The following is a 24,737-nucleotide window of genomic DNA, read 5'->3' on the forward strand; positions in this document are numbered from 1 at the left end:
GGCCGCACCCTCCTGCGGGAGGTGCGGCCCCGCCGTAATGCGCCCGGGGTGGTCAGTTCTGGCCGTCGCGGCGGCGATCCCACCGCTCTGACTGGCGCTCCATGAAGGAGGAGCGCTTCGCGTTGCCGACGCCGGCCGCGGTCGCCTTAGAGCTTGGGCGGAAGAGCATGAGCGTGACCCCCCACACGGCTAGGGCGAATCCGAGCACGCCCAGCAGGATGGACACGACGCTGCTGCTGCCGGCGGCCACGCCGCCGATCACGACGGCAAGGCCGAGCAGGAGCAGCGCGGCCCCAGCGCCGATGCGGCGTGGTGAGGGGCGCCGCAGTGCCGTTTCGGCATGCTGCATGGTCTCGGCCAGCGACGGGTCCTCGTCGTTGAGTTGTTCCTCAAGGTCGCGCAGCACCTGCTGCTCGCGTTCCGACAATGCCATGGCACGCCTCCCTTCCGGTTGTGGGCTCACATGGACGGCCGGAGGGTCGTCTCGGCCAACCCGCCTGAACAACATCCAGGATAGGCGGTTGTCGTCACAGGATGAAAACCAGCCCGTCCCATTGCCCAGAAAACAACGTACGACGCGGGGTTCTTCCCGAATCGCGGGCGCCCGACCCCCGCCCGGACGGCGGCGGATCGGCGCCGCGAAACACGTGCGCCGCGGCCGCCTCAGTGCGCAGGACGGTCGGGCTGATCGGGCTCCCGGGGGCGGGACAGCAGGCTGGCGGGGGCGAGGGCGGTGCTGCCCCAACGCTCGCGTACGGCGTCGGCGGCGCGCTCGGGGGCGCCGCGGCGCGGGTCATCGTCCAGGAGCAACTGGACGCCGTCGTCGGCGCGGGCCAGGCCCTCCACCCGCACCCCGAGCAGCCGGAAGCCGCCGCCCGGGGTGGGCAGGGCGTTGAACAGCGACTCCACGACGGCGAAGATGTCGCGCGCCAGGTCGGTGGGCACCCCCAATGTGCGGGAGCGGGTGACGGTGACGAAGTCGGCGCCGCGCGCCTTCAGCACCACCACCCGGCCCCGCAGTCCGCCCGCGCGCAGCCGGGCGGCACACTGGTGAGCCTGGTCCAGCAGCACCCGGCGGGCGTGCTCACGATCGGTGATGGTGTCAAAGAAGGTGCTCTCGGTGCCGACGGACTTCTCCTCCCGCTGCGGGGTGACCGGACGCGGATCGACGCCGTGGGACAGATCGTGCAGGTGGCGGGCGGCCGCCGGGCCGAGGATGCGTTCCAGGCGGCGCACATCGGTGGCGGCCAACTGCCGCACGTCGGTGATGCCCCAGCGGGCCAGCGCCTGAGCGCTCTTCTCCCCCACTCCCCACAGGGCGCCCACCGGCAACACGTTGAGGAAGTCCTGGGTTGCCTGCGCAGGAATCAGCAGAAGCCCGTCGGGTTTGGCGTGAGCGGAGGCCAGTTTGGCCACGAACTTGGTGGAGGCGATACCGACGGAGGCGGGTACCCCCACGCGCTCGCGCACCTGGCGTCGAATCCAATGCCCAATGGTCACCGGAGAGCCCATGCGGCGACGGGCGCCGGAGACGTCCAGAAACGCCTCGTCCACGCTGACGCGTTCCAGCAACGGGGTGACCTCACCGAGGATGCCCATCACCTGCCGGGAGACGGCGGAGTACACGCCGTGGCGCACCGGCAGGACCACGGCCTGGGGGCAGCGGCGCATGGCCTCGTTCATGGGCATGGCCGAGCTGACTCCGTAGGCGCGGGCCTCATAGGAGGCGGCGGAGACCACGCCGCGCCCGTCGCGGCCGCCGACGATGACGGGACGCCCGACCAGCTCGGGGTGCTCGAGCAGTTCCACCGAGGCGAAGAAGGCGTCCATGTCCACGTGCAGAATGGGGGTGGCGGAGTCGTCCTCGCCCCACGAGCGGCGGGCGCTCTCGGCCCGCGGTGCCCGGCTCATATCCGCCCTCCCCCGCGTATCCCCGCCGTGCCCCGTACCCGGGGCTGACTGGGCGACGTCTTACGCGGCCACGATAACGTGCCCCTGTGACACGCAGTCAATCCTCCGCCCGCTCCTCCAAACAGCGCCGCCGCGGCACCGACGCCGCCGTCCGCGTCGCGGCTCTGCCCACGGGGCCGGTGGAGACCTCCTGCGCGACGGCGCGCCTGGAGTTGCGGGACACCGGGGTGCTGCTGCTACTAGACGGCACCGAGTCCTCCTGGGTCGATCTGCGTGACCCCACGCACCTGGACTTCGAGTACCTCCAGCAGATGGACGCGGTCGTTTCGGCGCTGTGTGGGCGGGGTGAACCCTTGCGGGCACTGCACCTGGGCGGCGCCGGCTGTGCCCTGGCCCGCGCCTGGGATGCCGCCCGGCCGGGCTCGACCCAGTTGGCGGTGGAGATTGACGCTGTGCTGGCCCGCAAGGTGCGCGAATGGTTCGACTTGCCGCGCGCGCCGCGGCTGCGCATCCGCGTGGGCGACGCCGCCCAGGTGGTGGGCACGCTGCATGCCGAGGCGTGGGACGTGGTGGTGCGCGACGTGTTCGCGGGCGGCATGGTTCCCGGCGCCTGCCGGGGGCGCGAGTTCCTGGCCGAATGCCGCCGGCTGCTGGCGCCCGGCGGACTGTACCTGGCCAATACCGTTTGCCCGCCGCGCGACGTGGTGGCGGCGGAGCTGGCGCACCTGTGCGCCGTGTTCGGCGGGGTGCTGGTGGTGGGTGACCCGGCCGTGGTGCGGGGCCGGCGCCGCGGCAACCTGGTGCTGGTGGCCCGCGCGCAACCGTTCACGCCGCCGGAACTGGACGCCGTGGAGCGGGCGGTGCGGCGCCTGCCGCTGCCGGTGCGCACCTGGCGGCCGAACGACCCGGCGCTGCCGCAGCCCAGTTAAGGGGGGCCGAGAGCCCGCCCGCGGGGCAGCCCGGGACGGTACCGGCCGCGAGCGCGGCTCGGGCCGCGCTAGTGCTGGAGACCGTCGCCGGAGGTGTTTTCGTTCGCCTCCAGGAAGGCCTCCAGGCGGGCGCCTATCTCGTCCGCGCTGGGCAGGTCGAGCGTGGGGGTGCCTTCGAAGCCTAAGTCCTCGGCCTGCTGCAGCATGGCGTCGTACTGGGCCTCGAGCGCCGAGACGACGGCGCTGACCTCGGGCTGCTGGGCGGCCTCCGCGTCGATCTCGGCGCGGTTGACGTTGGCGGCCGCCTCCAGGTCGCCCAGGGGCAGGGCCAGGCCGGTGTTTTCAGCCACCGCGCGCAGCAGCGCGGCGGCACCCTGCGGGAAGTCGTCGCGGGCGATGTAGTGGGGAATGGAGGCGGACAGGCCGCGGGAGTCGATGCCGACCTCGCCCAGGCGCAACTCCAGGAAGGCGCCCATGGAACCGGGCAGTTCGACCCGGCCGAACACCTCCGTCTGCGAGTTGAGCTTGTCCGGCTGCGAACCGTGGGCGTGCACGTAGGTGGGGCGGGTGTGCGGGATCGCCATGGGGATGCCGCTGATGCCGACGGCCTGGCTCACCCCCATGGACACGGCCAGGTGGATTACGGCGTCGGCGAACTCCTGCCAGCGGTAATCGGGTTCCGAGCCGTGCAGCAGCAGCAGGTCTTCGCCGTCGTCGTCCTGCAGCAGGTCCAGGACCAGCTCGGGCATGGCGGCGTCGCTGTAAGTGTTGTGGTCGAAGGTCATCACCGGCCGACGGGCCCGGTAGTCGAGCAGGGAGTCGATGTCAAAGGTGGCCACGCGGGTGTGGGGCAGGGTCATCACCAGCTGGTCCACGGCCAGCGATCCGGCGTGGCCGGCGTCCATGGCTCCGTCGAAGTAGTGCAGGAGCACGCGCGGCGAGACTGGCTCACCCGCTGGGTGCTCCACGGTGTATAGCTGTCGCATCGCTCCTCCTCTCGCGCCTTCAGCGCTCGTATTCATGCAGGCGCATCTCGCACGTGGCCCGCTGCGGGCCGCGCGGACGGCCATGCGTCGGCTGGTGCAACACCGGGAGGGCGGCCTGTGTTCCCGTCCGGTGGGCTCCGGCGTAAGCCACGAAGCGGATTCCCCCGCCATCCCCGAAACCGGCGGTCCCCTACGCGTCCCCTCCGGGCGAACAAGATGACGCGTAGCTGGCGAGGCGGGTCGCCGGGGAGATAATGGACGATCCCCGTCGGCTCGGGTGCCGCCTCGTGCGGAGGCCTTGCGCCGACCACCACCGTACACGACTACTTCTTCTCCGCCGCCGCCGTCGGGCCCTGGCCCGCACCGGTGAGGGCCCAACGCCTAGCGAGGTCATGTGAGCCAGCATCATCCCTGCCCCGAACCGGCCGAGGCCACCGAGTCGGACGACCAGCGTCCGACCATGGCGTCCGCCCGTGACCGCGAGATCGCAGCGGAGCAGGAGGTGGTGGATCTGGCTTACAGCGAACTGGACCGGCAGCTGGGCGCGGCCCGCCGCTCACTGACGGCCACGCAGGCGCGGGGCGCCTCGGGGACGCACCAGTCGCGCGGTGAGCGGGACGCCTACGCGGTGCACTACTCCGACCTGATCGCCTCCCTGGAGGGGGTGGAGGACCGGCTGGTCTTCGGACGCATGGATATGGCGCAGCCGATTGCTGATAGTGCCGACGACCCCGCCCCCGCCGCCCCGGATGGGGATGGCGACGTGACCGCGGCGGGCCTGCGCCACTACGTGGGGCGTATCGGCCTGCAGGATGTCCGCCACCGCGAGGTGGTGCTGGACTGGCGCGCTCCCCTGTCGCGGGCCTTCTACCAGGCCACTGCCTCCGCCCCGATGGGATTGGTGCGGCGGCGGCACATCGACACGCGTGCGCGCCGCGTGATCGGTCTGGAGGATGAGCTGATCGACGTGACCGCGGCGGGCGGACCTGCCGCACTGGCCGCGGCCGACCCCGAGGCCGCGCAGACGCATATGGCCATTGACGGGCTGCAGGGTGAGGGCGCGTTGATCGCGGCCATGTCCGCGGCCCGTGACGGGCGCATGGGCGACATCGTCGCCACGATCCAGGCCGAGCAGGACCGGGTGGTGACCGGTGACGGCAAGGGCGTGCTGGTGGTGCAGGGTGGTCCCGGCACCGGTAAAACGGCGGTGGCCCTGCACCGGGTCGCCTACCTCTTCTACGCCGAACGCGAGCGCCTGGAGCGCTCCGGGGTGCTGCTGGTGGGCCCGTCGCGCACCTTCCTGCGCTATGTCGAGCAGGTGCTGCCTTCCCTGGGGGAAACGGGCGTGGTCTCAACCACGTTGGCGGACCTGGTGCCCGGCGTGCACGCCCGCGGCACCGAGCCGGGCGAGGTGGCCGAGCTGAAGTCCCGGTCGGTGTGGACGGACATTCTGCGCCGGGCGGTGCGCGGGCTGCAGCGGGTGCCGGACGCGCCCCGCGACATCGTGGTGCAGGGCACCCACCTGCAGTTGTTGCCCGCGGACGTGCGGGAGGCGGCCGCCCGCGCCCGGCGCTCGGGCAAGCCCCACAACCTGGCGCGCGAGACCTTCGTGCTGTGGTTGCTGGAGCGCCTGACCGACCAGTTCGCCGCCGCCACCCACCAGGACGCCACCGACGCCGACACGCGCGCCTGGATCCGGGAGGATATTCGCACCGCCCGTGACGCCCGTCGGGAGATCAACCTGTGCTGGATGCCGACGACGCCGGTCGGCCTGCTGGAGCGACTGTGGTCTCACCCGGACCTGCTGGCCCGGGTGGCCCCGGAGTTGCGGCCGGCCGAGCGGCGGCTGCTGGAGCGACCGGCGGGCAGCGAATTGACGGAGGCGGACGTGCCCCTGATCGACGAACTGGCCGAGTTGCTGGGGCCCAGTGAGGACGCCGAGGCCCGCCGCGCCCGTCTGGAGGCGCGCCGCCACGAGTCGCTGGTCGCCTACGCGGCGCAGGCGATCGAGTCGCAGGAGCTCGGGGACGGCATGGTCAGCGCCGAGATGCTGGCCGACCGGGTCGAGGAGTCCGGGCCGTCCCTCACGCTGGCGGAGCGGGCACGGGCCGACCGCAGCTGGACCTACGGACATGTCGTCGTCGACGAGGCGCAGGAGCTGGGTGCCATGGCGTGGCGGGCACTGGCCCGCCGCTGCCCGGTGCGCTCCTTCACCATCGTGGGCGACCTGGCCCAGTACTCCGGTCCGAGCCGCCCGGGCTCGTGGCGGCACGTGCTATCGGCTCTGGGCACGCGCCCGGCCAAGCGCCGTGGTGGGCGCGGCTCCCGGGCGCTGGCGGCGGCGACGCCGCTGCGTGAGGAGGCGCTGACCGTCTGTTACCGCACACCGGCGACGATCATGTGGGCGGCCGAGCAGGTGGCCGCGGGGCTCGGCGCGCCGGTGAACTACCCGGTGAGCTCGGTACGCGACCTGCCCGACTGCCTCGCGGTGGACGATCTCTCCGACTCCCCCGCCGCCGGGCGGGACGAGGCGGCCAATGCCGCCTGGGGCCAGGCCCTGCGTGAGGCGGTGGCGGCGGAGTCGGTCACATTGGATGCGGCCGTGGGCAAGAGTGCCGGCCGCATCGCGGTGATCGCCCCGCAGCCGCGACAGGTCGCCGCCCTGCTGGCGCAGGATCCGGCGCTGGCGGCCGCGATGGAGGCGCCGGGCGGCGACATTCTGCGCAGTCGACTGGCGGTGATGGGGCCGCGGCTGTCGAAGGGGCTGGAGTTCGACGTGGTGGTGCTGGTGGACCCGGCGGCCATCGGGGAATCAAGCCCCGGCGACCTGTACGTGGCGATGACGCGGCCGACGCGGCGTCTGCGCGTGGTCTCCCGTCTGCCGCTTCCCGCCGGCCTGTAGCCGGCTCACGGCCAGCGCACAGGTCGGCGCGCTAGCGTGCCGATGGTCGGGTCGGCAGTGAGCGTCAAACCACAGGTCGCACACTTGTCACGCGCCCACACACCTACGCGACCGTAGGTTACGGTTGCGTAGGCTACGACTCCCCGCCCGGTCAACCGCCAGGCCAGGGTGGGAAACTCGGGAAAGGGAACGATGAGCAGCTTTGACCAGGCCGCCGACGCCGGCCGCCAGGCCCGCACCCGGGGCGACTCCTCCGAATACCAGCGCCCCCATTACGCCCCCGGCATCCCGAGCGTGATCGCGCCCGTCACCGAGCCGCTCTCCCGCATGCTCGACGACGCCACCCGCCGCTTCCCGGACCGGATCGCCCTGGACTTCATGGGGCAGGCGACCACCTACCGGCAACTGAGTGACCAGGTGACGCGGGCCGCGGAGGCGCTGCGCCGCCTGGGCGTGGGCCGCGGCGACGTCGTCGGGGTGATTCTGCCCAACTGTCCCCAGCACGTCGTGATCGCCTACGCCGCCTGGCGGCTCGGGGCGATCGTCGCCGAGCACAACCCGCTGGCCCCCGCCGCCCAGATCCGCGAGCAGATTCAGATGCACCACGGCCGGGTGATCATCGCCTGGGAGAAGTCGCTGGCGCGGATCGTGCAGGCCGTCGGCTCCCTCGATCGCGCCGGCATGGCCGAGGCGCGGGTGCTGTCCGTGGACCTTTCCCGCGGGCTGCCGTGGAGCAGCCGACTGGCTCTGAAGCTCCCGGTGGCGGCCGCCCGCTCCCAACGCCACGAGCTGCGCGGCAGAGTGCCGGCCGGGGTGTCCTCCTGGGACGACCTGGTCGCCACCACCCCGCCGCTGCCCTCGGGCCACCCTCTGCCGGACGTGAACGACGTCGCCGTGCTGCTGTACACCGGCGGCACCACCGGTACCCCCAAGGCGGTCCAGCTGACTCACGCCAACGCCCGCGCCAACGCGGAGATGAGCCTGGCGTGGGCCTCCCAGACCTGCGAGGTCGGTCAGGAGACCTTCTACGCGGTGCTGCCCTTCTTCCACGCCTTCGGCTTGAGCCTGTCGCTGCTGTGTGCCGTCGGGCTGGCCGCCACCCAGGTGGTGCTGCCCAAGTTCGGGGCCGACATGGTGCTGGCCGCCTGGAAGCGGCACCCGGCCACCTTCTTCCCGGGGGTGCCGGTCATGTTCGATCGGATTGTTACCCGCGCCCGGGAGACCGGCGCCGACCTGTCCAGCTGCAAGATCGCCGTCTGCGGGGCGGCGCCGACTCCCAAGGCGGTGGCCGACGCCTGGGAGGAGGCCACCGGCGGGGTCATCATCGAGGGCTACGGCATGACGGAGACGGCACCCATCATCCTGGGCAACCCGATCTCCCCCGAGCGGCGGCCCGGCGCACTGGGCGTGCCCTACCCGTCCACCGACGTGCGCGTGGTCGACCCCGACCACCCCGAGGTGGAGGTGGAACCGGGCCAGGTAGGCGAGCTGGTGGTTCACGGCCCGCAGGTGTTCGTCGGCTATTGGGAGAACCCCGAGGAGACGGACGCCGTCATGCTGGACGGGGGCTGGCTGCGCACCGGGGATCTGGTGCGCCAGGAGGACGACGGCTTCTACGTGATGGCCGACCGCCGCAAGGAACTGATCATCTCCGGCGGCTTCAACATCTACCCCAGCGAGGTGGAGGCGGCCGTGCGCTCCATGCCGCAGGTGGAGGAGGTCGCCGTCGTCGGGCTGCCGGCAGAGGCCGGCAACGAGTCCGTGGTGGCCGCCATCCTGCCCAAGGACGGGCAGACGGTCACGCTCGACCAGGTGCGCGCCTGGGCGGAGAAGACCCTGTCCCACTACGCGCTGCCCCGCCAGGTGGCGATCCTGACGGAGATGCCGCGCTCCCAGATCGGCAAGGTGCTGCGCCGGGTGGTGCGCGAGGAACTGCTGGCCGCCCGGGAGGCGGCCGCGGGTGCGGCGGCGACGGCGGCCGCCGCCTCCCAGTCCGCCGCCACCGCCCTGGTGGAGCGCCTGGGTGAGGTCGGCCGCGGTGAGCCCGAGCAGGGCACCAGTGCCGGGGAGCAGACCCGGTGAGCGACGTGGAGGACGCCGAGCGGTACCGGCGCCCGCACTACCAGCCGAATATCCCCGCCGTCATTGAGGTCCCCGAGACTCCACTGGGCGAGCTGCTGCGCACGGCCGCCGAGTTCTACGGGGACCGGGTCGCACTGGACTTCATGGGGGCAACTCTGACCTACCGTGAGCTGCTCGAGGCCTCCGAGCGCGCCGCGGGCCTGCTGCGCCGGGCGGGCGTCAAGGCCGGCGACCGGGTCGCCCTGCTCATGCCGAACTGTCCGCAGCACGTGGTGGCGATCTACGGGGCGCTGCGACTGGGGGCGATCGTCGCCGAGCACAACCCGCTCGCCCCCGCGCAGGAGATCCGCGCCCAGCTGGCCCACCACGGCGCGCGGGTGGTGATCGCCTGGGAGAAGGGCGTCGAACTGGTGCTGGATCCGGCGTCGACGGCGGCCGGCGGCACGGATCCGGGAGCCGACCCGCTGGCCGGGCGCACCGTGTTCAGTGTGGACCTGGCCGCCGCCATGCCCGCCCGGCTGCGCGCCGCCCTGCACCTGCCCGTGGCCAGGGCGCGCCAGACTCGCGCCTCTATGCGGGCCGAATCGCTGCCGGCGGGCGTGCGCTCCTGGGACCGGGAGGTGGCCCATGCGGCGCGGCTGGAGGCCTCCTGGCCGCAGCCGGGCGGGGATGACGTGGCCGTGCTGCTGCACACGGGCGGCACCACCGGCATGCCCAAGGCCGCGATGCTCACGCACAAGAACCTGCGCGCCAACGCCAACCAGGCGATCGCCTGGGTGCCGATGCTGCACGAGGGCGGGGAGACCTTCCTGGCGCTGCTGCCCTTCTTCCACGCCTTCGGGTTGACCTTCAACGTGTTCTGCGCGGTGCAGAAGGCGGCCACGCAGGTGATGCTGCCGAAGTTCTCGGTCAGCCAGGTGCTGGAGGCCCACCAGCGCCGCCCCTTCACGTTCTTCGTGGGCGTGCCGGTGATGTTCGAGCGGATCCTGCGGGGCGCCCAGAAGAAGGGCGTGTCCCTGAAAACCCTGCGCTACGGCGTGTGCGGGGCGGCCCCGATGCCGCCGGCCGTGGGGGCGGAGTGGGAGGCCGCCACCGGCGGCTACTTCGTGGAGGGCTACGGGATGACGGAGACCAGCCCGATCGTCTCGGGCACGCCCATGGGACCCAGCCGCCGCCTGGGGGCGCTGGGGCTGCCCTTCGCGTCGACCGACGTGCGTGTCGTTGACCCCGACGCCCCGGACCCCGGGCGGGAGGTGCCCGACGGGGAGCCGGGCGAACTGCTGGTGCGCGGACCGCAGGTCTTCGCCGGCTACTGGGACGACCCGGAGGCGACGGCGGCCGCCATGCTGCCCGGCGGCTGGCTGCGCACCGGGGACATGGTGCGCCGGGAGGATTCCTTCCTGTGGATGGCCGACCGGCGGCGCGAGCTGATCCTCACCGGTGGCTTCAACGTCTACCCCTCCCAGGTGGAGGCGGCGATCCTGAGCCTGGAGGGCGTCGCGGACGTCGCCGTCGTCGGGCTGCCGGGTGGGGCGAATGGGGAACTGGTGTGCGCGGCGGTCGTGCTGGAGCCGGGCACGCCGGCCGGGGCGGTCACCCTGGAGACGGTGCGTGCCCACGCCGAGCGGGTGCTCCCCCACTACGCGCTGCCGCGTCACCTGGAGATCATCGAGGAGATGCCGCGCTCCCAGATCGGCAAGATCCTGCGCCGCGTGGTGCGCGAGCAGATCCTCGGCCGCGTCGACGGCGCCTGAGCGCGGCGGCGTACGGAGCCGGCTGGATCGGAGCCAGCGAGCCCGGCGGGCTCAGAGCAGCCCGGCGGCCTCGAGACTGTCACGCAGCGCGGCGACCTCGGCGGCGGTGGCGCGCACCAGGGGCAGGCGCACGGTGGCACTGGGGATGCGCCCCTGCAACGCCAGCGCCTCCTTGGCCATCACCGCGCCCTGGCCGCCACCCATGATGGCGCGCACCAACGGGCGCATGCGCTGGGCCACGGCGCGGGCGCCGGGCAGGTCACCGGCGTCGACCTCGCGGATCATCTCCCGCCAGGAGTGGGCGTCGGCGTGAGCGACCACGGATACGACGCCGCTGGCACCGTGGGTGAGCCAGGCGAAGTTCAGCCCGTCGTCGCCGGAGTAGTACTCCAGGCCGGTGGCCTCCATGCGCTCGAATCCCTGCTCGACGTCGCCGGTGGCGTCCTTGACCGCGAGGACCCGTTCGTGCTCGGCCAGGCGGGCGAGGGTGTCGTCGGTAATCTTCACGCCGGTGCGACCGGGGATGTCGTAGATCATGACCGGCAGGTCGGTGGCCTCGACCACCGCCATGATGTGCCGGTAGACGCCCTCCTGGCTGGGGCGGTTGTAGTAGGGGGCGTTGATGAGCAGCCCCTGCGCGCCGGCCTCCTGGGAGCCCACCCCGATGCGCACCGCGTGGGCGGTGTCGTTGGAGCCGGCGCCGGCCACGAGCATGGCCCGGCCGGCGAGCGCGTCCTTCACCTCGCGCAGCAGCGTCTGCTTCTCCGGCAGGTGGGTGGTGGGGGCCTCGCCCGTCGTGCCGGCCAGCAGGATCATGTCGGCCCCGTCATCGACCAGGGAGACGGCCAGCTTCTGGGCGGCCTCGACGTCGATCTCCCCTTCCGGGGTGAAGGGGGTGACCATGGCGACGCCGACGGAGCCGAAGGACCGGCTGGGGAGAGTGCTCATAGTGAGCAGCGTAACGGTATTGCCGCTCCGGCGGCGGCTCCGGTCGCACAGTGAGCGGCCGGAGGCGGGGCATTTGCGGATGCGACGGGCGAGCATGCGGGGTGAAGGCGGCTTCGGCCCGCACGGGCGCATAGGCTCGGCGACATGACTGATACGCGCCTCCCCGACGGATCGCCCCGCCCGCCGTCTTCTTCCCCATCCGCCGCCGGCTTCGTGCGTGAGGCCACCGCCGCGGACCTGGACGCGATCGGGCGGGTGCACGGCGCCGCCATGCTGGCCTCGCTGCGCGCCGCGTATACGGACGCCCACGACGCGCCGCTGCCGGCGGGAGTCGAGGCGATGATGGCAGCACCGGTGATCGCCGCCGGCTGGGAGCAGGCGGTGGTGGCTCCGCCGTCGCCGGCGCACCGCGTACTCGTGGCCGTGGATGAGGGCGGCGAGGTGGCGGGCCTGATCGGCGTCGCCCCCTCCCCGAGGGCACGGATGCGACGAGGGCCGCGGGCGAGACGAGCCGAGTCGGCGACGACGCGGCGGCAAACCCGGCCCTCACGAGCGAGCGGGGCCTGGAGATCACTGCTATCGGCGTCACCCCGGAGCAGCAGCGCCGTGGGCACGGCTCCCGGCTGCTGGCCGCCGCCACAGATCAGGCGCGCGCCCAGGGCGCCGAGGTGCTGCTGGTGTGGGCGGTGCGCGGGGACGAATCGCTGGCCGGGTTCCTGCACGGCGCCGGTCTGACGCGTACCGAGTCCTTCCGCCGGCTACCGGTCGGGCAGGGCGTCATTGAGGACTGCTGGGCGGCCGTGCTGTAACGGCGTCGGGCGACCGGGCCAAGCCGGCACGCGCCGTCGCTCGTGCGTGCCTCGAGTCGACGCGCGGCGCCCGGGCAGCCCCGGGCGCCGTCAGAGGTCCAGCAGCTGGTCCAGGCCGATGGTCAGGCCCCCGCGTCCGCCGACCTCACGCACAGCCAGCACCACACCCGGCATGAAGCTGGCACGGTCGAAGGAGTCGGTGCGGATAGTCAGTTGCTCGCCGGGGTTGCCGAGCACAACCTCCTCGTGGGCGGTAAGCCCGCGCAGGCGCACGGCGTGAATGTGCACCCCGTCGACCACGGCACCGCGGGCGCCGTCCGGGTCGGTCTCGGTGGCGTCGGGCACCGGCCCCAGTTCCGCCTCGGCGCGGGAGGCGGCGATGCCGCGGGCGGTCGCAATGGCGGTGCCGGAGGGGGCGTCCACCTTGTTCGGGTGATGCAGCTCGATGACCTCGGCGGACTCGAAATAGCGGGCGGCCTTGGCGGCGAAGCTCATGGTCAGCACCGCCGACAGGGCGAAGTTCGGGGCGATGATGACGCTGCGGCCGGCCGCCTCCGGGCGGGCCAGGTGCTCGCGCACGCGCTCGTAGGACTCGTCCGTCCAACCGGTGGTGCCCACCACCACGTCCACGCCGGCGTCGATGAGGGCGTGGACGTTGGCCTCGGTGACGGCCGGGACCGTGAAGTCGACGGCTACCTCGGCACCGTTCAGGGTTTCGGCGCTGATGGTGTCGCCGACGTCGAGACGGGCGACGAGCTCGAGCCCGTCGGCGTCCTGAACGGCCTGGCAGACGGTCGATCCCATGCGCCCGGCGGCGCCGACTACGGCAACGGCAATACTCATGTGGGCATCCTAGCCAGGGTTGTCCAAATTCGGGACAAACGAGCCCTCAGACCCTTTCCGACGGTTTCTGGATCGTTGGAATCATGCGGTTTTACGACCTGCGCTCAGCAGCTCCGGCGGCGTTTGTGCCGATTCTGGACACTTTTCGGCTCAAGCGCCCGGGCGGCGCGGTCGTAGACGGGATTCGTAGGTACCAGTCAGTCCTGCCTGCTGGAGCACGTGCCCGGCGATGGCCCGCTTGAGCCCGGAGAGCCGGCTCCATTCGGAAAGCCGCAGTACGGTGTCAAGCGCATACACGGTAAAGCGGTAGGTGTGGGTGGTACCGCGGGGAGGCTTCGGTCCGCGGTACCGGTGCAGGCCGTAGGCGATCCCCTGGACTATCCCGGTGCCGGGACTGACACGACCCGGCGGGATGGCCCCGGGGATCAGCTCGCTCGCGGGAATGTTCCACGCCACCCAGTGGGCCATGGTTCCGAACAACGGATGAGTCAGGTCCTCGAGCGTAACCGCCAGAGTCTTCGCGCGGGCATCCAGCCCTTGCAACCGCAGCACCGGTGAGACGTCCTCACCGCGTCCGGTGTATCTCGTCTCGAAGCGACCGGCGTCATCAAAGCACTCCGAAGTGAGAACGAGTGTGGCGGCGGGATCTGGCGAATTCATGACTCGGCTCCGGTATGTCTGGCACCCGGCCCGACCACCACGCGGCAGCGCTCCTGGGCGGCGAGCTGGGCCGCCAGGGCGCGCACGTCGTCGGCGGTGACCGCGTCCAGGCGGCGCAGGTTCTCCTCCATGGAGCGCAGGCGGCCGGTGACGACCTCGGCGCGTCCCAGCCGCCCCATGCGCGCCAGGGAGTCCTCTCCCCCGAGCACCATGGAGCCGCGGATCTGCCCGCGGGCGCGCTCCAGTTCGCGCTCGGTGACGCCGTCGGCGGCCAGCGACTCGAACTCGCCGGCCATGACGGTCAGCACCTCATCGACGTCGCCGGGGGCGCAGCCGGCATACAGCCCGAAGGCGCCCGCCCCGGCGTAGGGGGTGTCGAAGGCGTAGGTGGTGTAGGCCAAACCGCGCTTCTCGCGGATCTCCTGGAACAGGCGCGAGGACATGCCGCCGCCGAGGATGGTGGTGAGCACGCTCATGGTCCAGCGGCGCTCGTCCAGCGCCGGAATGCCCTGGCAGGCGAGGTAGACGTGGGACTGCTCGGCCTCCCGGTTCACCGTGATGTCATGAACCGTCAGCTCCGCCGCGGGTTCGGTCTCGAAGCGGCGCGGGCGCGGGGCGACGACGCCGGTGGTGTCCCAGCCGGCGGCGGCCAGGTCGGCGGCCACGCGCGCGCAGATCTCGTCGTGGTCGACGGCGCCGGCGGCCGCGACCACGAGCGTGTCGGAGGCATAAGTGCGCTGGTAGTGCTCCCATACGGCGTCGCGGGGAACCGCCGAGACCGTCTCGTAGGTGCCGCCGATGGGGCGCCCCAGCGGGGTGTCGTCACCGAAGGCGGCGCGAGCGAAAGCCTCTTGGGCGATTTCGGCGGGGTCGTCGGCGGCGTCGGCCAGCTCGGAGACGATCACGCCGCGTTCGGTCTCCACCTCGCCCGGGTCCAAGCGGGAGGAGGTGACCATGTCGGCGAGCACGTCCAGGGCGGTCAGGTCGTCCGGGCCGAGCACGCGGGCGTAGTAGGAGGTGTGCTCCTTGGAGGTGGCGGCGTTGGACTCCCCACCGATCATGTCGAAGGCCTCGGCGATGTCGTGGGCACTGCGCGTGGCGGTGCCCTTGAACAGCAGGTGCTCCAGGAAGTGGGTGGAGCCCTCCTGGCCGGCGCGCTCGTCGCGGCTGCCGACGCCGAACCACATGCCCAGTGAGGCCGAGCGCAGTGCGGGCACGTGCTCGGTGATCACCCGCACCCCGCCGGGCAGGATCGAGCGGCGGATCGTGGCGCCGTCGTCGACGAGGCGCAGTTCGGTGCCGGTGGCACCCGCGGGCGCGCGGTCGAGGGCGGCTTCGGCGAAGCTGGTTTCGGGGCCGGTCGGGGCGGGAGTGGTCACCGCACGAGCCTAGACGACCGACCTCGGCACGTCATTCCTGCCGGTCTCGGACGAATCCCACCCGCCGTCGGCCGACCCGTCGCTAAAACAACCGACCTCGGCACGTAACGTCAACCGACCTCGGCACGTAAGTTCTACCGACCTCGGCACGTAAGTTCTACCGACCTCGGCACGTAAGTTCTACCGACCTCGGCACGTAAGTTCTACCGATCTCGGTGAAGAGAGTAGGGGAGGAAGCAAGAAAAGGGGGGGCCGGGCTCCGGTTGATCGTCGTGATCGCGCGGAGCCCGGCCCCAGGTTGTCACCGGGTCAACCGGATCGGTCACTCCTCCTCGGAGGCCTCCACGGTGCGCATGCGGCGGCGGCGCGGGCGGCGCTCGCGGCGCTCGCCGTCCTCGTCGGTGCGCTCGCGCCGGCGGCGCGGCCGACGCTCACCGTCGCCCTCACTGCGCTCGGCGCGGCGCGCCTTGGCCTCATCCTCGGCCGCCTGCTGCTCCTCGTTGAGGACGGCGTGCAGGCTGAGCTTGCCGCGCTGGTCGATCTCGGCCAGCTCGACCTCGACCTTGTCGCCCACGCCCAGCACATCCTCGACGTTCTCCACGCGCTTGCCGCCGACCAGACGGCGGATCTGGGAGACGTGCAGCAGGCCGTCCTTGCCGGGGGTCAGCGACACGAAGGCGCCGAAGGTGGTGGTCTTGACCACGGTGCCGACGAAGCGCTCGCCGATCTCCGGCATCTGCGGGTTGGCGATGGCGTTTACGGCGTCGCGGGCGGCCTCGGCGGACGGACCGTCGGAGGCGCCGATGTAGACGGTGCCGTCGTCCTCGACCGTCAGCTCGGCGCCGGTGTCCTCCTGGATCTGGTTGATCATCTTGCCCTTGGGGCCGATGACCTCACCGATCTTGTCCACGGGGATGTGCACGCTCAGCACGCGCGGCGCGGTGGGGGCCATCTCGTCGGGAGAGTCGATCGCCTGGGCGAGGACGTCCAGGATGAACAGGCGGGCGTCGCGGGCCTGGGCGAGCGCACCGGCCAGCACGTCGGAGGGCAGACCATCCAGCTTGGTGTCCAGCTGCAGGGCGGTGATGAAGTCGCGGGTACCGGCCACCTTGAAGTCCATATCGCCGAAGGCGTCCTCGCTGCCGAGGATGTCGGTGAGCGTGGCCCACTTGGTCTCGCCGTTGATCTCCTCGTGCATCAGCCCCATGGCGATGCCGGCCACCGGGGCGCGCAGCGGCACGCCGGCGTTGAGCAGCGAAAGGGTGGAGGCACACACCGAGCCCATGGAGGTCGACCCGTTGGAGCCGAGGGCCTCGGAGACCTGACGGATGGCGTAGGGGAACTCGTCGCGACTGGGCAGCACCGGCACCAGGGCGCGCTCGGCCAGGGCGCCGTGGCCGATCTCGCGGCGCTTGGGGGCGCCGACGCGGCCGGTCTCGCCGGTGGAGAAGGGCGGGAAGACGTACTGGTGCATGTAGCGCTTGTGCTTGAGCGGCGACAGGTCGTCGATCTGCTGCTCCATGCGCAGCATGTTCAGGGTGGTCACGCCCATGATCTGGGTCTCGCCGCGCTCGAAGATGGCCGAGCCGTGCACGCGGGGCAGCACCTCGACCTCGGCGGCCAGGGTGCGGATGTCCTTCAGGCCGCGGCCGTCCATGCGCACGCCCTCGGTGAGGGTGCGGTGGCGCACGAGCTTCTTGGTGACGGAGCGGAAGGCGGCCTTGAGGGCCTTGGCGTCCTCCTCGGCCGGGTAGGCCTCGGCCAGGTCGGCGAGCACCGCGTCGCGCACGGCGTCGGTGGCCTCGTCGCGGGCCTGCTTGCCCTCGGTGGCGATGGCGGCGGCCAGGTCGTGGGCCTCGGCGGCCTTCTCGACGGCGTCGTACTGCTCGTCGGTGTAGTCCAGGTAGAGGGGGAAGTCGGCGGTGGGCTTGGAGGCGTGCTTGGCGACCTCCATCTGGGCCTCGCACAGGACCTTGATGTGCGGCTTGGCGGCCTCCAGGGCCTCGGCGACGACGGCCTCGGTGGGGGCGGTGGCGCCGGCGGCGATCAGGTCCCAGGCGTTCTCGGTGGCGCCGGCCTCAACCATCATGATGGCGACGTCGCCGTCCTCCAGCACGCGCCCGGCCACCACCATGTTGAAGGTGGCGCGCTCAAGCTCGGAGTAGCGGGGGAAGGCCACCCAGTGCCCGTCGATGAGGGCCAGGCGGGTGCCGGCGACGGGGCCGGAGAAGGGCAGGCCCGCGATCTGGGTGGACATGGAGGCCGCGTTGATGGCCAGGACGTCGTAGGCGTCGTCGGGGTGGATGGACAGCACGGTCTCAACCACCTGCACCTCGTTGCGCAGGCCCTTGACGAAGGAGGGGCGCAGCGGGCGGTCGATCAGACGGCAGGCGAGGATGGCGGAGGTGCCGGCGCGGCCCTCACGGCGGAAGAAGGAGCCGGGGATGCGGCCGGCGGCGTACTGGCGCTCCTCCACGTCCACGGTGAGCGGGAAGAAGTCGAACTGGTCCTTGGGGTGCTTGCCCACGGTGGTGGCCGACAGCACGGTGGTCTCACCGTCCAGGTAGGCCATGGCGCTGCCAGCGGCCTGCTTGGCCAGGCGCCCGGTCTCGAAGCGGACCACGCGCTTGCCGAAGGGGCCGTTGTCGATCACGGCCTCGGCGGCCGTGACCTCGGGGTCATCAAGGAACATATGTTGCGTGTCTCTTTCTGTGTCGATCGTTAGGCCGACCGTGGCCTTCGATCGAGGCCCACGGAGCTGCGCACGCGCTGGTCCGGAGGCCACCACCGAAAACCGACGGGCCGTGCCGTCCGGTTACCGGGTCTGTCCCGGCCACCGGGTCCACTCCCCGTAGCTGCCTTCCGGGCCGACGACGCCGCTGCCGGCGCCATCCGCGTCCGGTAGTGCGGGCTGTTCCGGAACCGATCCGGGAGGGCGTGTTCGGCGGAGCACCTGCCGGCGCCCGGAAAACCCACTGCCACTGCCACTAGCTTGAGGACGGACGGCTAGATCCTACCGTGGCGCCCGCGCGCGCGGGGGTGACGGAACGGCCGGGAGACGTGAAATAGGACGCGCCGAGGGCTCGGGACTTTCGTGCCTTCCATTTGAGGCAAGCCTTATGCAATCGTTTCAAGTGCGTGGTGGTGGATCACCCACCTCGTCTGCCGGCCACGCGCCGGCGATCCGAAACCCAAGGGAGCGTTTTATGACCTACCGCATGATCTTCAACCAGACCGGCTACTTCGGACGCGGCGCCATCGCCAACATCCCCACCGAGATCACCGCCCGTGGACTGAGCAAGGCCTTCATCGTCACCGACCCGGTCCTGGCTGAGAACGGCACCGCCGCGCGCATCACCGACCTGCTCGACGCCGCAGGCATTGCCTGGGAGATCTTCTCCGACGTCGTGCCCAACCCGCCGGTGGAGAAGGTACAGGCAGGTCTGGCCGCCTTCCGCAACTCGGGCGCCGACATCCTCATCGGCCTGGGCGGCGGCAGCCCGCAGGACACCTGCAAGGCGATCTCGGTGATCGCCACCAACCCCGAGTTCGAGGACGTGCTCAGCCTGGAGGGGGCCTCCCCCACGAAGCACCCGGGCACGCCCATCATCGGGGTGCCCACCACCGCGGGCACCGCCTCGGAGACCACCATCAACTACGTCATCACCGACACCGCGAACCAGCGCAAGTTCGTGTGCGTCGACCCGCACGACATCCCCGTGATCGCCGTGGTGGATCCCGACCTGATGGACGGCATGCCGCGTGGGCTGAAGGTCGCCACCGGCCTGGACGCCCTCACCCACGCCATCGAGGGCTACATCACCCCCGGCGCCTGGGAGCTGTCCGACGCCCTGTGCCTGCGCTCCATCCAAATGATCGCGAAGAACCTGCGTAAGGCGGCCGAGGGCGACGCCGACGCCGTGGAGCAGATGGGGCTGGCCGCCTACATCAACGGCATGGCCTACTCCAACGTGGGCCTGGGCCTGGTGCACGGCATGGCGCACCCACTGGGCGGCCGCTACAACGCTCCGCACGGAGTGGCCAACGGCATCCTGCTCGCCCCGATCATGGCCTACAACGCCGAGTACACCGGCGAGAAGTACCGCGACATCGCCGAGGCCTTCGGCGTGGCCGACGCGCAGACCATGCCGCTGGACCAGGCGCGCCAGGCCGCCGTCGACGCCGTCGCCCAGCTGACCCGCGACCTGGGCAACCCCACGCGCATCAGCGAGGTGGGCGTGGACGAGTCCGGTATCGCCGCGCTGACCGAGGACGCCTTCGCCGACGTGTGTACCCCCGGCAACCCGCGCCCGGCCACCCGTGAGGACATTGAGGCGCTGTACCGCTCACTGCTGTGAGTCGCGCCGGACGCGTCGATACCGCCTGGTGGACGTCGGCGCGCCCCGCCCTCAGGCTCTTCGTGTTCGAGAGGGTGTGGTGGTGCGGGTGGCCCCGTGGGCGACGGTTCGGCACTTCACGTGACGGTTCGGCACTCGGCTCGGACGCTTCGGCACTCGTGGCGACGGTTCGTACCCCGGGGTGCCGAACCGTCGAGAAGAAGTACGAACCGTCGTCCTGAAGGTACGAACCGTCAGGTCCCGCCCCGCCGGAGTGGGCACCGCGGGGGGCTTGGTGCGAGATCAATTCGCCCCGGGTCCGGCAGCGCATGGCCGGACAACCACCACGCGCCGGGCCCCGGTCTCCACTGTGGAGACCGGGGCCCGTTGTGTAGTCCTGGCGCGCTGTCGCTCAGCGGCGGATGCCGAGGCGGGCGATGAGCTTGCGGTAGCGCTCGATGTCCTCGCGCTCGAGGTAGTCCAGCAGGCGGCGACGCTTACCGATCAGCAGGTACAGGCCGCGGCGCGAGTGGTGGTCGTGAGCGTGGGTCTTGAAGTGCTCGGTGAGGTTGGAGATCCGCTCGGACAGGATGGCGACCTGGACCTCCGGGGAGCCGGTGTCGCCCTCGTGGGTGGCGTACTCGGCAATGAGCTCCTGCTTGCGTTCGGGGGAAATCGACACGATGACTCCTGATCTTCTCGTTGCGCGGAGCGCCGGGGCTGGTTCTCCCGGGCATGACACTCCCGCGGCCGATCGACGGCTGGGCAACCATATCAGCCGCGGGCCGCGCGCCTCGCCCACCGGCCGGTGGCATCGGGCACATGCAGCCGGCCCCGCCGCCTATACTGGCGTTACCTGCAGCACCGCAAACATCGTTGTTTCCCTGAGGAGTCCCCTTGCTATCCCCTGCGCAGCAGTCATTGAAACCCTCCGCACGTATTCGGCCTGTGCTCGTATCGCTCATCGCCGCGCTGGTTGTGCTCGCCCCGGTCGCGGTCACCGGATGCGGTGCCGAGCCCACCTCGTCAAGCACCGCCGGCGCCGACAGTTCCGGCACCGGCACCATGGTGTCGCCTTGCAGCCGCACGCTGTCGGGCACGCAGACCGTCGACGTCGTCTTCGAGGACGAGACCTACCCGGTCCGCGTGCACGTGCCCGAGGACGCCGACCCCGATTCCCCTCTCCCCCTGGTCCTTGACCTGCACGGCTCCAACTCCAACGGCGTCTCCCAGGCACAGATCAGCGAACTCGATGCCGTGGCCGACGCCGACGCCGACGGATTCATCGTCGCCGAGCCCACCGCCGCCATCGCCCTGGACACCGACGACCCGCTGCCCGACGGCAACTGGGCCTGGAACGTGCCCGGCGTGCCCACCACCGCCGGCGAGTACCCGGCGGACGACGCCCGCGACGACGTCGCCTTCCTGACCACGGTTGTCGAGTCCCTGTCGGAGCAGGCCTGCGTGGACCCCAACCGCGTCTACGCGACCGGCTACTCCGGGGGCGGCCGCATGGCCAGCGCCCTGGCCTGCGAGCGCCCCGATTTGATCGCCGCCATCGCGCCCGTCGCGGGTCTGCGCGCCGGCAAGGCCACCGCGGACGACTTGACCACGATCGACCCCTCGAGCTGCACCCCGGACCAGCCGGTCTCCGTGCTGACCTTCCACGGCACCGACGACGTGGTCAACCCCTATGACGGCAACGACGATCCTCGCTGGGGCTACGGCGTCGAGACGGCCGTAAGCACCTGGGCGGAGCTGGACGGCTGCACCGCCGAGCCCACCACCGACCAGGTGAGCGACCACGTGTCCCTGACCCGCTACGGCTCCTGCGAGAGCGGCACCGAGGTGGGGCTGTACACGGTGGACGCCGGCGGTCACACCTGGCCCGGCACGAGCGCGGACCTGTCCGCCCTGGGCACGATCACCCAGGAGATCAACGCCTCGCAGTTGATGTGGGAGTTCTTCTCCGCCCACCCGCGGCAGTGATGCCCCGAGCGGAGCGGCATCGCCCAGTGTCGGCGCCCCCCTGCCGTCACAGGGCGGTGACGTCCTCGGGGCGGATGGGCTCGGGCACGGGCACGTCCAGCACCGCGGCGGTGTCGATCACGTCCTGCCGCATCTGCGCCAGCAGCGGCTCCAGGCCGTCGAAGGCGAGCATGGGGCGCAGCCGCTCCACCAGTTCGATCACCACGACCTCCCCGTACAGGTTCAAGTCCGCGCGCCCCAGCACATGCGCCTCCACGGTGCGGTCGGGCACGTCGTCGAAGGTCGGGTTGGTGCCGATGGAGATGGCGGCGGGCAGGCGCTCCTCCCCCGCGGCGCCGGCCACCCCCGCCTGGGGGGAGCGCACCAGCCAGCCCGCGTAAACGCCGTCGGGCGGGACCACGCCGGCGGTGGCGGCGTCCAGGTTCGCGGTGGGGAAGCCGAGTTCGCGGCCGCGGCGGTGCCCGTGGATGACCGTGCCGCGCAGCCGGTGGACGTGGCCGAGGACCTCGGCGGCGCCGCGCATGTCGCCGGCCTCCAGCAGTTCACGCACCCAGGTGGAGGACCAGCGGCGGCCGGTGGGGGCGACGACGTCGGAGACGATCTCCACCTCCACGCCGTCGGCGCGACCGATCCGGCGCAGGGTGGCGGCGTCGCCGCTGTTGTCGCGACCGAAACGCACATCGTCACCGACCACGATCGCCCGCGCTCCGAGCAGGCCCTCGAGCCAGTCGCGCACGAACTCCTCCGGCCCCTGGTCGGCGAAGTCGAGGGTGTAGTGGACCACGAGCACCGCATCCAAGCCGGTGGCCGCCAGGGACTCCAGGCGGTCGGCGAGCGAGGTGATCAGTGGAAGCCGTGTGGCGGGGCGGTGTACCGCCACCGGATGCGGGTCGAAGGTCAACGCGATGGTGCACGGCCGACGCCCGTCGGGGGTGGCCGCATGGTGGGCGCGCTCCACGACGCGGGCGAGGATCGCCTGGTGGCCGCGATGCACGCCGTCGAACACGCCTACGGTGACGATGCTGCCGGGGCCGGAGGGATCCCTCAGGGCTGCCGGCACCTGCTCGGCGCCATACCAGATCTCCACGGTGCGCCGCCTCAGTCCACGTCGCCGAGGTGCCGCGGGATGTGGGCGATCGTGGTCTGGTTCAAAGGTGTCTCCTGGGTTGAGGGTGTCCGGGTGCGGCGCGGAGGCGGCCGCATCAGTTCGGCAGCACGAGCACGGGACGGGCGTGTTCGCCCTTGTGTGCCAACAGTGCCACGAGCCCGCCCGCCGGGTCGAACCCGGCGGCCACGCCCGGCGCGGCGGCCTTGGAAACAACCCGATGCCCCGGGGGCTGTGCCCGGTCGAGCACCGCGGTGGGCAGGGGCTGACCGTGGCGCAGGGCGCGCGCCTCGGCCTCGTCCAGGGCGACGGCGGGGAAGCAGCGGCGGGCCACGGCGGCCAGGGGCAGCACGGGCAGGGTCTGCCCGGCGGCGACGACGGCGGACAGGGAGGCGATGGTCGCCGCCTCGGCGACCGTGAAGGGACCCACCTCGGTGCGGCGCAGCGCGGTCAGGTGCGCCCCACAGCCCAAGGCGGTGCCGAGGTCACGCGCCAGGGCGCGCACATAGGTCCCCGAGGAGCAGTGCACCTCCAGGTCGACGTCGACCACGGCGGTGCCGTCAGCGGCGGTCGTCGGCCGTGGGGCTCCGCTGCGGGTGAGGGCGTGGATGGTGACCGGACGGGCCGGCAGGTCGACGTCCTCCCCGCCGCGCACGCGCGCATAGGAGCGCACCCCGTCGATCTTGATGGCCGATACCGCGGAGGGCACCTGCATGATTTCGCCGGTCAGGGAGGCCAGGGCGGTGTCGATCCGGGCGGTCAGGTCGGGGCCCGGCGGGCAGCCGGCGGCGGACGTGAGCTCGCCGTCGGCGTCCTCGGTGAGGGTGGTCTGCCCCAGGCGGGCCGTGGCCCGGTAGGTCTTGTCGGCGCCGACCAGGTAGGTCAGGAACCGGGTGGCCCGACCGATGCCGAGCAGCAGCACCCCGGTGGCGGCAGGATCCAGGGTGCCGGCGTGGCCGACCTTGCGGGTGGCGGCCAGGCGGCGGGTCATGGCGACCACGTCGTGGCTGGTGATGCCGGCGGGCTTGTCCACCACCAGCAGCCCATCCGGGGAGGTGACGGAGCCGCGGGGGACGTCGATGCGCCGTCCGGTGGGTCGGCTTGCGGGGTTGCTCACGCCCCGGTCCCCTCCTCATCGGCGTCGGCTTCGGCCGGTTCGTAGTCATCGTGGTCGATGGCCTCGTAGTCGTCCTGGTCCGCGTCACCTGCCGCCTGCGCCGGGTCGTCATTGTCTGCGGCGTAGTCGTCCCCCTCGTCTTCGTCGTCGTGGCGGTAGGGGTCGGCGTCGCCGGCGTAGGTGGCGCCCGCGTAGGTGCGGGCAATCTGTTCGTCGCGGGCGCGTGCCTGGGCGAGGGCGTCCTCGAAGGCCTGCGCCTGCGTGGGCAGCGTGTCAAGCTGGAAGGCAATCGACGGGGTCAGCCGAATGCCGAGCGCCCGACCGACCTCGGAACGGATCAGACCGGTGGCCGAGCGCAGGGCGGCGGCCGTCTCCTCTCGCTCCTCGTCGGTGCCGTAGACGGTGTAGAAGATGGTCGCCTGCTGCAGGTCACCGGTGACGCGCACGTCGGTGATGGTGACGAAGCCGATCCTGGGGTCCTTGATCCTGCCCTGCAGGAGGCGGGCGACGGTCTGTTGAATACGGTCAGCGACCTTGCGGACGCGGGCGGCGTCGGCCATGAGGGCTCCTTAAGGATCGACTACTGGTGGTTCGGGTCACGGCTGCAAGTACTGTGCTGACGGCGCCCGCACCGTGTACCGGAAACCGGCGGACGGATCATTTTGCACCACCGCCAGCGCGATCGCCAGAGCTCCGGGCCGCGTCTCATACACGAGTTCGTCTCACATACACGAGTCTTGGAGGTTTGCAGGCGCCGGGCACGTGCAAACCTCCAAAACTCGTGGTCATGACGCAAACACGTGTTCATGGCGCCGGGCGCGCTAACGTTCCTGCCGACATCCCGACTCCTGCGGGCGCCATGCCGCGCGAATCAGGCTCGTGCGCACTGCCTCCCGCCGAACAGGAAAGCCACACGTGACCGACTCCGCCTCCCCCGCTCCCGAGTCTCATACCGCCGTCGCAACGCCGGCACCGGCGCGAACCGC

19 protein-coding genes are annotated in these 24,737 nt (G+C 71.7%); 7 read left to right on the top strand and 12 right to left on the bottom strand.

The window, feature by feature from the left end; all coding sequences use genetic code 11:
* Positions 1-52: 52 nt before the first annotated feature.
* Entirely contained in the window at positions 53-433 is a 381-nt protein-coding gene (locus C3B71_RS09630; protein WP_073333051.1) for a DUF3040 domain-containing protein, read from the bottom strand.
* 230 nt (positions 434-663) lie between these two features.
* Positions 664-1,911, bottom strand: coding sequence for a DNA polymerase IV (dinB, locus tag C3B71_RS09635; RefSeq protein ID WP_108967702.1), 1,248 nt, complete (start codon positions 1,909-1,911; stop codon positions 664-666).
* A 179-nt stretch (positions 1,912-2,090) separates the two neighbouring features.
* Here dinB and C3B71_RS09640 point away from each other — a divergent pair, with 179 nt between their 5' ends.
* A complete protein-coding gene (locus tag C3B71_RS09640) occupies positions 2,091-2,840 on the top strand; it encodes a spermidine synthase (RefSeq protein WP_108969784.1) in 750 nt (249 codons plus the stop codon).
* A 68-nt stretch (positions 2,841-2,908) separates the two neighbouring features.
* Here the strand turns inward: C3B71_RS09640 and C3B71_RS09645 are convergent, their stop codons facing one another.
* The gene (locus tag C3B71_RS09645; RefSeq protein ID WP_073333047.1) at positions 2,909-3,826 is read right to left on the bottom strand and encodes a PAC2 family protein; all 918 of its coding nucleotides are present in this window, start codon (positions 3,824-3,826) and stop codon (positions 2,909-2,911) included.
* Between the two features lie 460 nt (positions 3,827-4,286).
* On the opposite strand from C3B71_RS09645, the gene C3B71_RS09650 reads away from it, so the two are divergent.
* The 3 genes from C3B71_RS09650 (at position 4,287) to C3B71_RS09660 (ending at position 10,564) form a co-directional block, all read left to right on the top strand.
* Positions 4,287-6,728 (top strand): HelD family protein, encoded by a 2,442-nt coding sequence (locus C3B71_RS09650; RefSeq protein WP_108969786.1) that lies wholly within the window; start codon positions 4,287-4,289, stop codon positions 6,726-6,728.
* A gap of 192 nt (positions 6,729-6,920) precedes the next feature.
* Positions 6,921-8,810 (top strand): AMP-binding protein, encoded by a 1,890-nt coding sequence (locus C3B71_RS09655; RefSeq protein WP_108967704.1) that lies wholly within the window; start codon positions 6,921-6,923, stop codon positions 8,808-8,810.
* Positions 8,807-10,564, top strand: coding sequence for an AMP-binding protein (locus C3B71_RS09660; protein ID WP_108967707.1), 1,758 nt, complete (start codon positions 8,807-8,809; stop codon positions 10,562-10,564). Before C3B71_RS09655 ends, C3B71_RS09660 begins: the two co-directional genes overlap by 4 nt.
* 51 nt (positions 10,565-10,615) lie before the next feature.
* Here C3B71_RS09660 and dapA read toward each other — a convergent pair whose 3' ends face one another.
* Complete coding sequence (gene dapA / locus C3B71_RS09665; protein ID WP_108967710.1) at positions 10,616-11,512, bottom strand: 4-hydroxy-tetrahydrodipicolinate synthase; 897 nt, start codon at positions 11,510-11,512, stop codon at positions 10,616-10,618.
* Between the two features lie 578 nt (positions 11,513-12,090).
* Between dapA and C3B71_RS16470 the strand changes: the two genes are divergently transcribed.
* Positions 12,091-12,321 (top strand): GNAT family N-acetyltransferase, encoded by a 231-nt coding sequence (locus tag C3B71_RS16470; protein ID WP_234416240.1) that lies wholly within the window; start codon positions 12,091-12,093, stop codon positions 12,319-12,321.
* A 90-nt stretch (positions 12,322-12,411) separates the two neighbouring features.
* On the opposite strand, the gene dapB is transcribed toward C3B71_RS16470, so the two are convergent.
* From dapB to C3B71_RS09690, 4 genes are all read right to left on the bottom strand, one after another.
* The gene (gene dapB / locus C3B71_RS09675) at positions 12,412-13,164 is read right to left on the bottom strand and encodes a 4-hydroxy-tetrahydrodipicolinate reductase (RefSeq protein WP_108967713.1); all 753 of its coding nucleotides are present in this window, start codon (positions 13,162-13,164) and stop codon (positions 12,412-12,414) included.
* 150 nt (positions 13,165-13,314) lie between these two features.
* Positions 13,315-13,824: a YbhB/YbcL family Raf kinase inhibitor-like protein gene (locus tag C3B71_RS09680; RefSeq protein WP_108967716.1), complete on the bottom strand. Its 510-nt coding sequence runs from the start codon at positions 13,822-13,824 to the stop codon at positions 13,315-13,317.
* Positions 13,821-15,203: a M16 family metallopeptidase gene (locus tag C3B71_RS09685; RefSeq protein WP_108967719.1), complete on the bottom strand. Its 1,383-nt coding sequence runs from the start codon at positions 15,201-15,203 to the stop codon at positions 13,821-13,823. The genes C3B71_RS09680 and C3B71_RS09685 overlap by 4 nt, the downstream gene beginning before the upstream one ends.
* 322 nt (positions 15,204-15,525) lie before the next feature.
* A complete protein-coding gene (locus C3B71_RS09690) occupies positions 15,526-17,895 on the bottom strand; it encodes a polyribonucleotide nucleotidyltransferase (protein WP_108967722.1) in 2,370 nt (789 codons plus the stop codon).
* A gap of 514 nt (positions 17,896-18,409) precedes the next feature.
* Between C3B71_RS09690 and fucO the strand changes: the two genes are divergently transcribed.
* A complete protein-coding gene (fucO, locus tag C3B71_RS09695; protein WP_073333014.1) occupies positions 18,410-19,561 on the top strand; it encodes a lactaldehyde reductase in 1,152 nt (383 codons plus the stop codon).
* Positions 19,562-19,952: 391 nt separating this feature from the next.
* On the opposite strand, the gene rpsO is transcribed toward fucO, so the two are convergent.
* Positions 19,953-20,222: a 30S ribosomal protein S15 gene (gene rpsO / locus C3B71_RS09700; protein WP_073333012.1), complete on the bottom strand. Its 270-nt coding sequence runs from the start codon at positions 20,220-20,222 to the stop codon at positions 19,953-19,955.
* 266 nt (positions 20,223-20,488) lie between these two features.
* Here rpsO and C3B71_RS09705 point away from each other — a divergent pair, with 266 nt between their 5' ends.
* Positions 20,489-21,529, top strand: coding sequence for an extracellular catalytic domain type 1 short-chain-length polyhydroxyalkanoate depolymerase (locus tag C3B71_RS09705; protein WP_234415875.1), 1,041 nt, complete (start codon positions 20,489-20,491; stop codon positions 21,527-21,529).
* Positions 21,530-21,575: 46 nt separating this feature from the next.
* Here C3B71_RS09705 and C3B71_RS09710 read toward each other — a convergent pair whose 3' ends face one another.
* The 3 genes from C3B71_RS09710 to rbfA form a co-directional block, all read right to left on the bottom strand.
* Positions 21,576-22,616 carry a bifunctional riboflavin kinase/FAD synthetase gene (locus tag C3B71_RS09710; protein WP_073333010.1) on the bottom strand — a complete coding sequence of 347 codons (1,041 nt, stop codon included), beginning with the start codon at positions 22,614-22,616 and terminating at the stop codon, positions 21,576-21,578.
* 115 nt (positions 22,617-22,731) lie between these two features.
* Positions 22,732-23,751, bottom strand: a complete 1,020-nt coding sequence (truB, locus tag C3B71_RS09715) for a tRNA pseudouridine(55) synthase TruB (protein ID WP_108967726.1) — start codon at positions 23,749-23,751, stop codon at positions 22,732-22,734.
* Positions 23,748-24,311 carry a 30S ribosome-binding factor RbfA gene (rbfA, locus tag C3B71_RS09720; protein ID WP_083565918.1) on the bottom strand — a complete coding sequence of 188 codons (564 nt, stop codon included), beginning with the start codon at positions 24,309-24,311 and terminating at the stop codon, positions 23,748-23,750. Before rbfA ends, truB begins: the two co-directional genes overlap by 4 nt.
* Positions 24,312-24,737: the final 426 nt, after the last annotated feature.

The sequence above is a fragment of the Actinomyces sp. Z16 genome, from assembly GCF_003111765.1.
GTDB lineage: Bacteria > Actinomycetota > Actinomycetes > Actinomycetales > Actinomycetaceae > Actinomyces > Actinomyces glycerinitolerans.

Coding starts and splice junctions, on each gene's coding strand:
- C3B71_RS09630 (WP_073333051.1), bottom strand. CDS start 433: ATGGCATTGTCGGAACGCGAGCAGCAGGTGCTGCGCGACCTTGAGGAA.
- dinB (WP_108967702.1), bottom strand. CDS start 1,911: ATGAGCCGGGCACCGCGGGCCGAGAGCGCCCGCCGCTCGTGGGGCGAG.
- C3B71_RS09645 (WP_073333047.1), bottom strand. CDS start 3,826: ATGCGACAGCTATACACCGTGGAGCACCCAGCGGGTGAGCCAGTCTCG.
- C3B71_RS09650 (WP_108969786.1), top strand. CDS start 4,287: ATGGCGTCCGCCCGTGACCGCGAGATCGCAGCGGAGCAGGAGGTGGTG.
- C3B71_RS09655 (WP_108967704.1), top strand. CDS start 6,921: ATGAGCAGCTTTGACCAGGCCGCCGACGCCGGCCGCCAGGCCCGCACC.
- dapA (WP_108967710.1), bottom strand. CDS start 11,512: ATGAGCACTCTCCCCAGCCGGTCCTTCGGCTCCGTCGGCGTCGCCATG.
- dapB (WP_108967713.1), bottom strand. CDS start 13,164: ATGAGTATTGCCGTTGCCGTAGTCGGCGCCGCCGGGCGCATGGGATCG.
- C3B71_RS09680 (WP_108967716.1), bottom strand. CDS start 13,824: ATGAATTCGCCAGATCCCGCCGCCACACTCGTTCTCACTTCGGAGTGC.
- C3B71_RS09690 (WP_108967722.1), bottom strand. CDS start 17,895: ATGTTCCTTGATGACCCCGAGGTCACGGCCGCCGAGGCCGTGATCGAC.
- fucO (WP_073333014.1), top strand. CDS start 18,410: ATGACCTACCGCATGATCTTCAACCAGACCGGCTACTTCGGACGCGGC.
- rbfA (WP_083565918.1), bottom strand. CDS start 24,311: ATGGCCGACGCCGCCCGCGTCCGCAAGGTCGCTGACCGTATTCAACAG.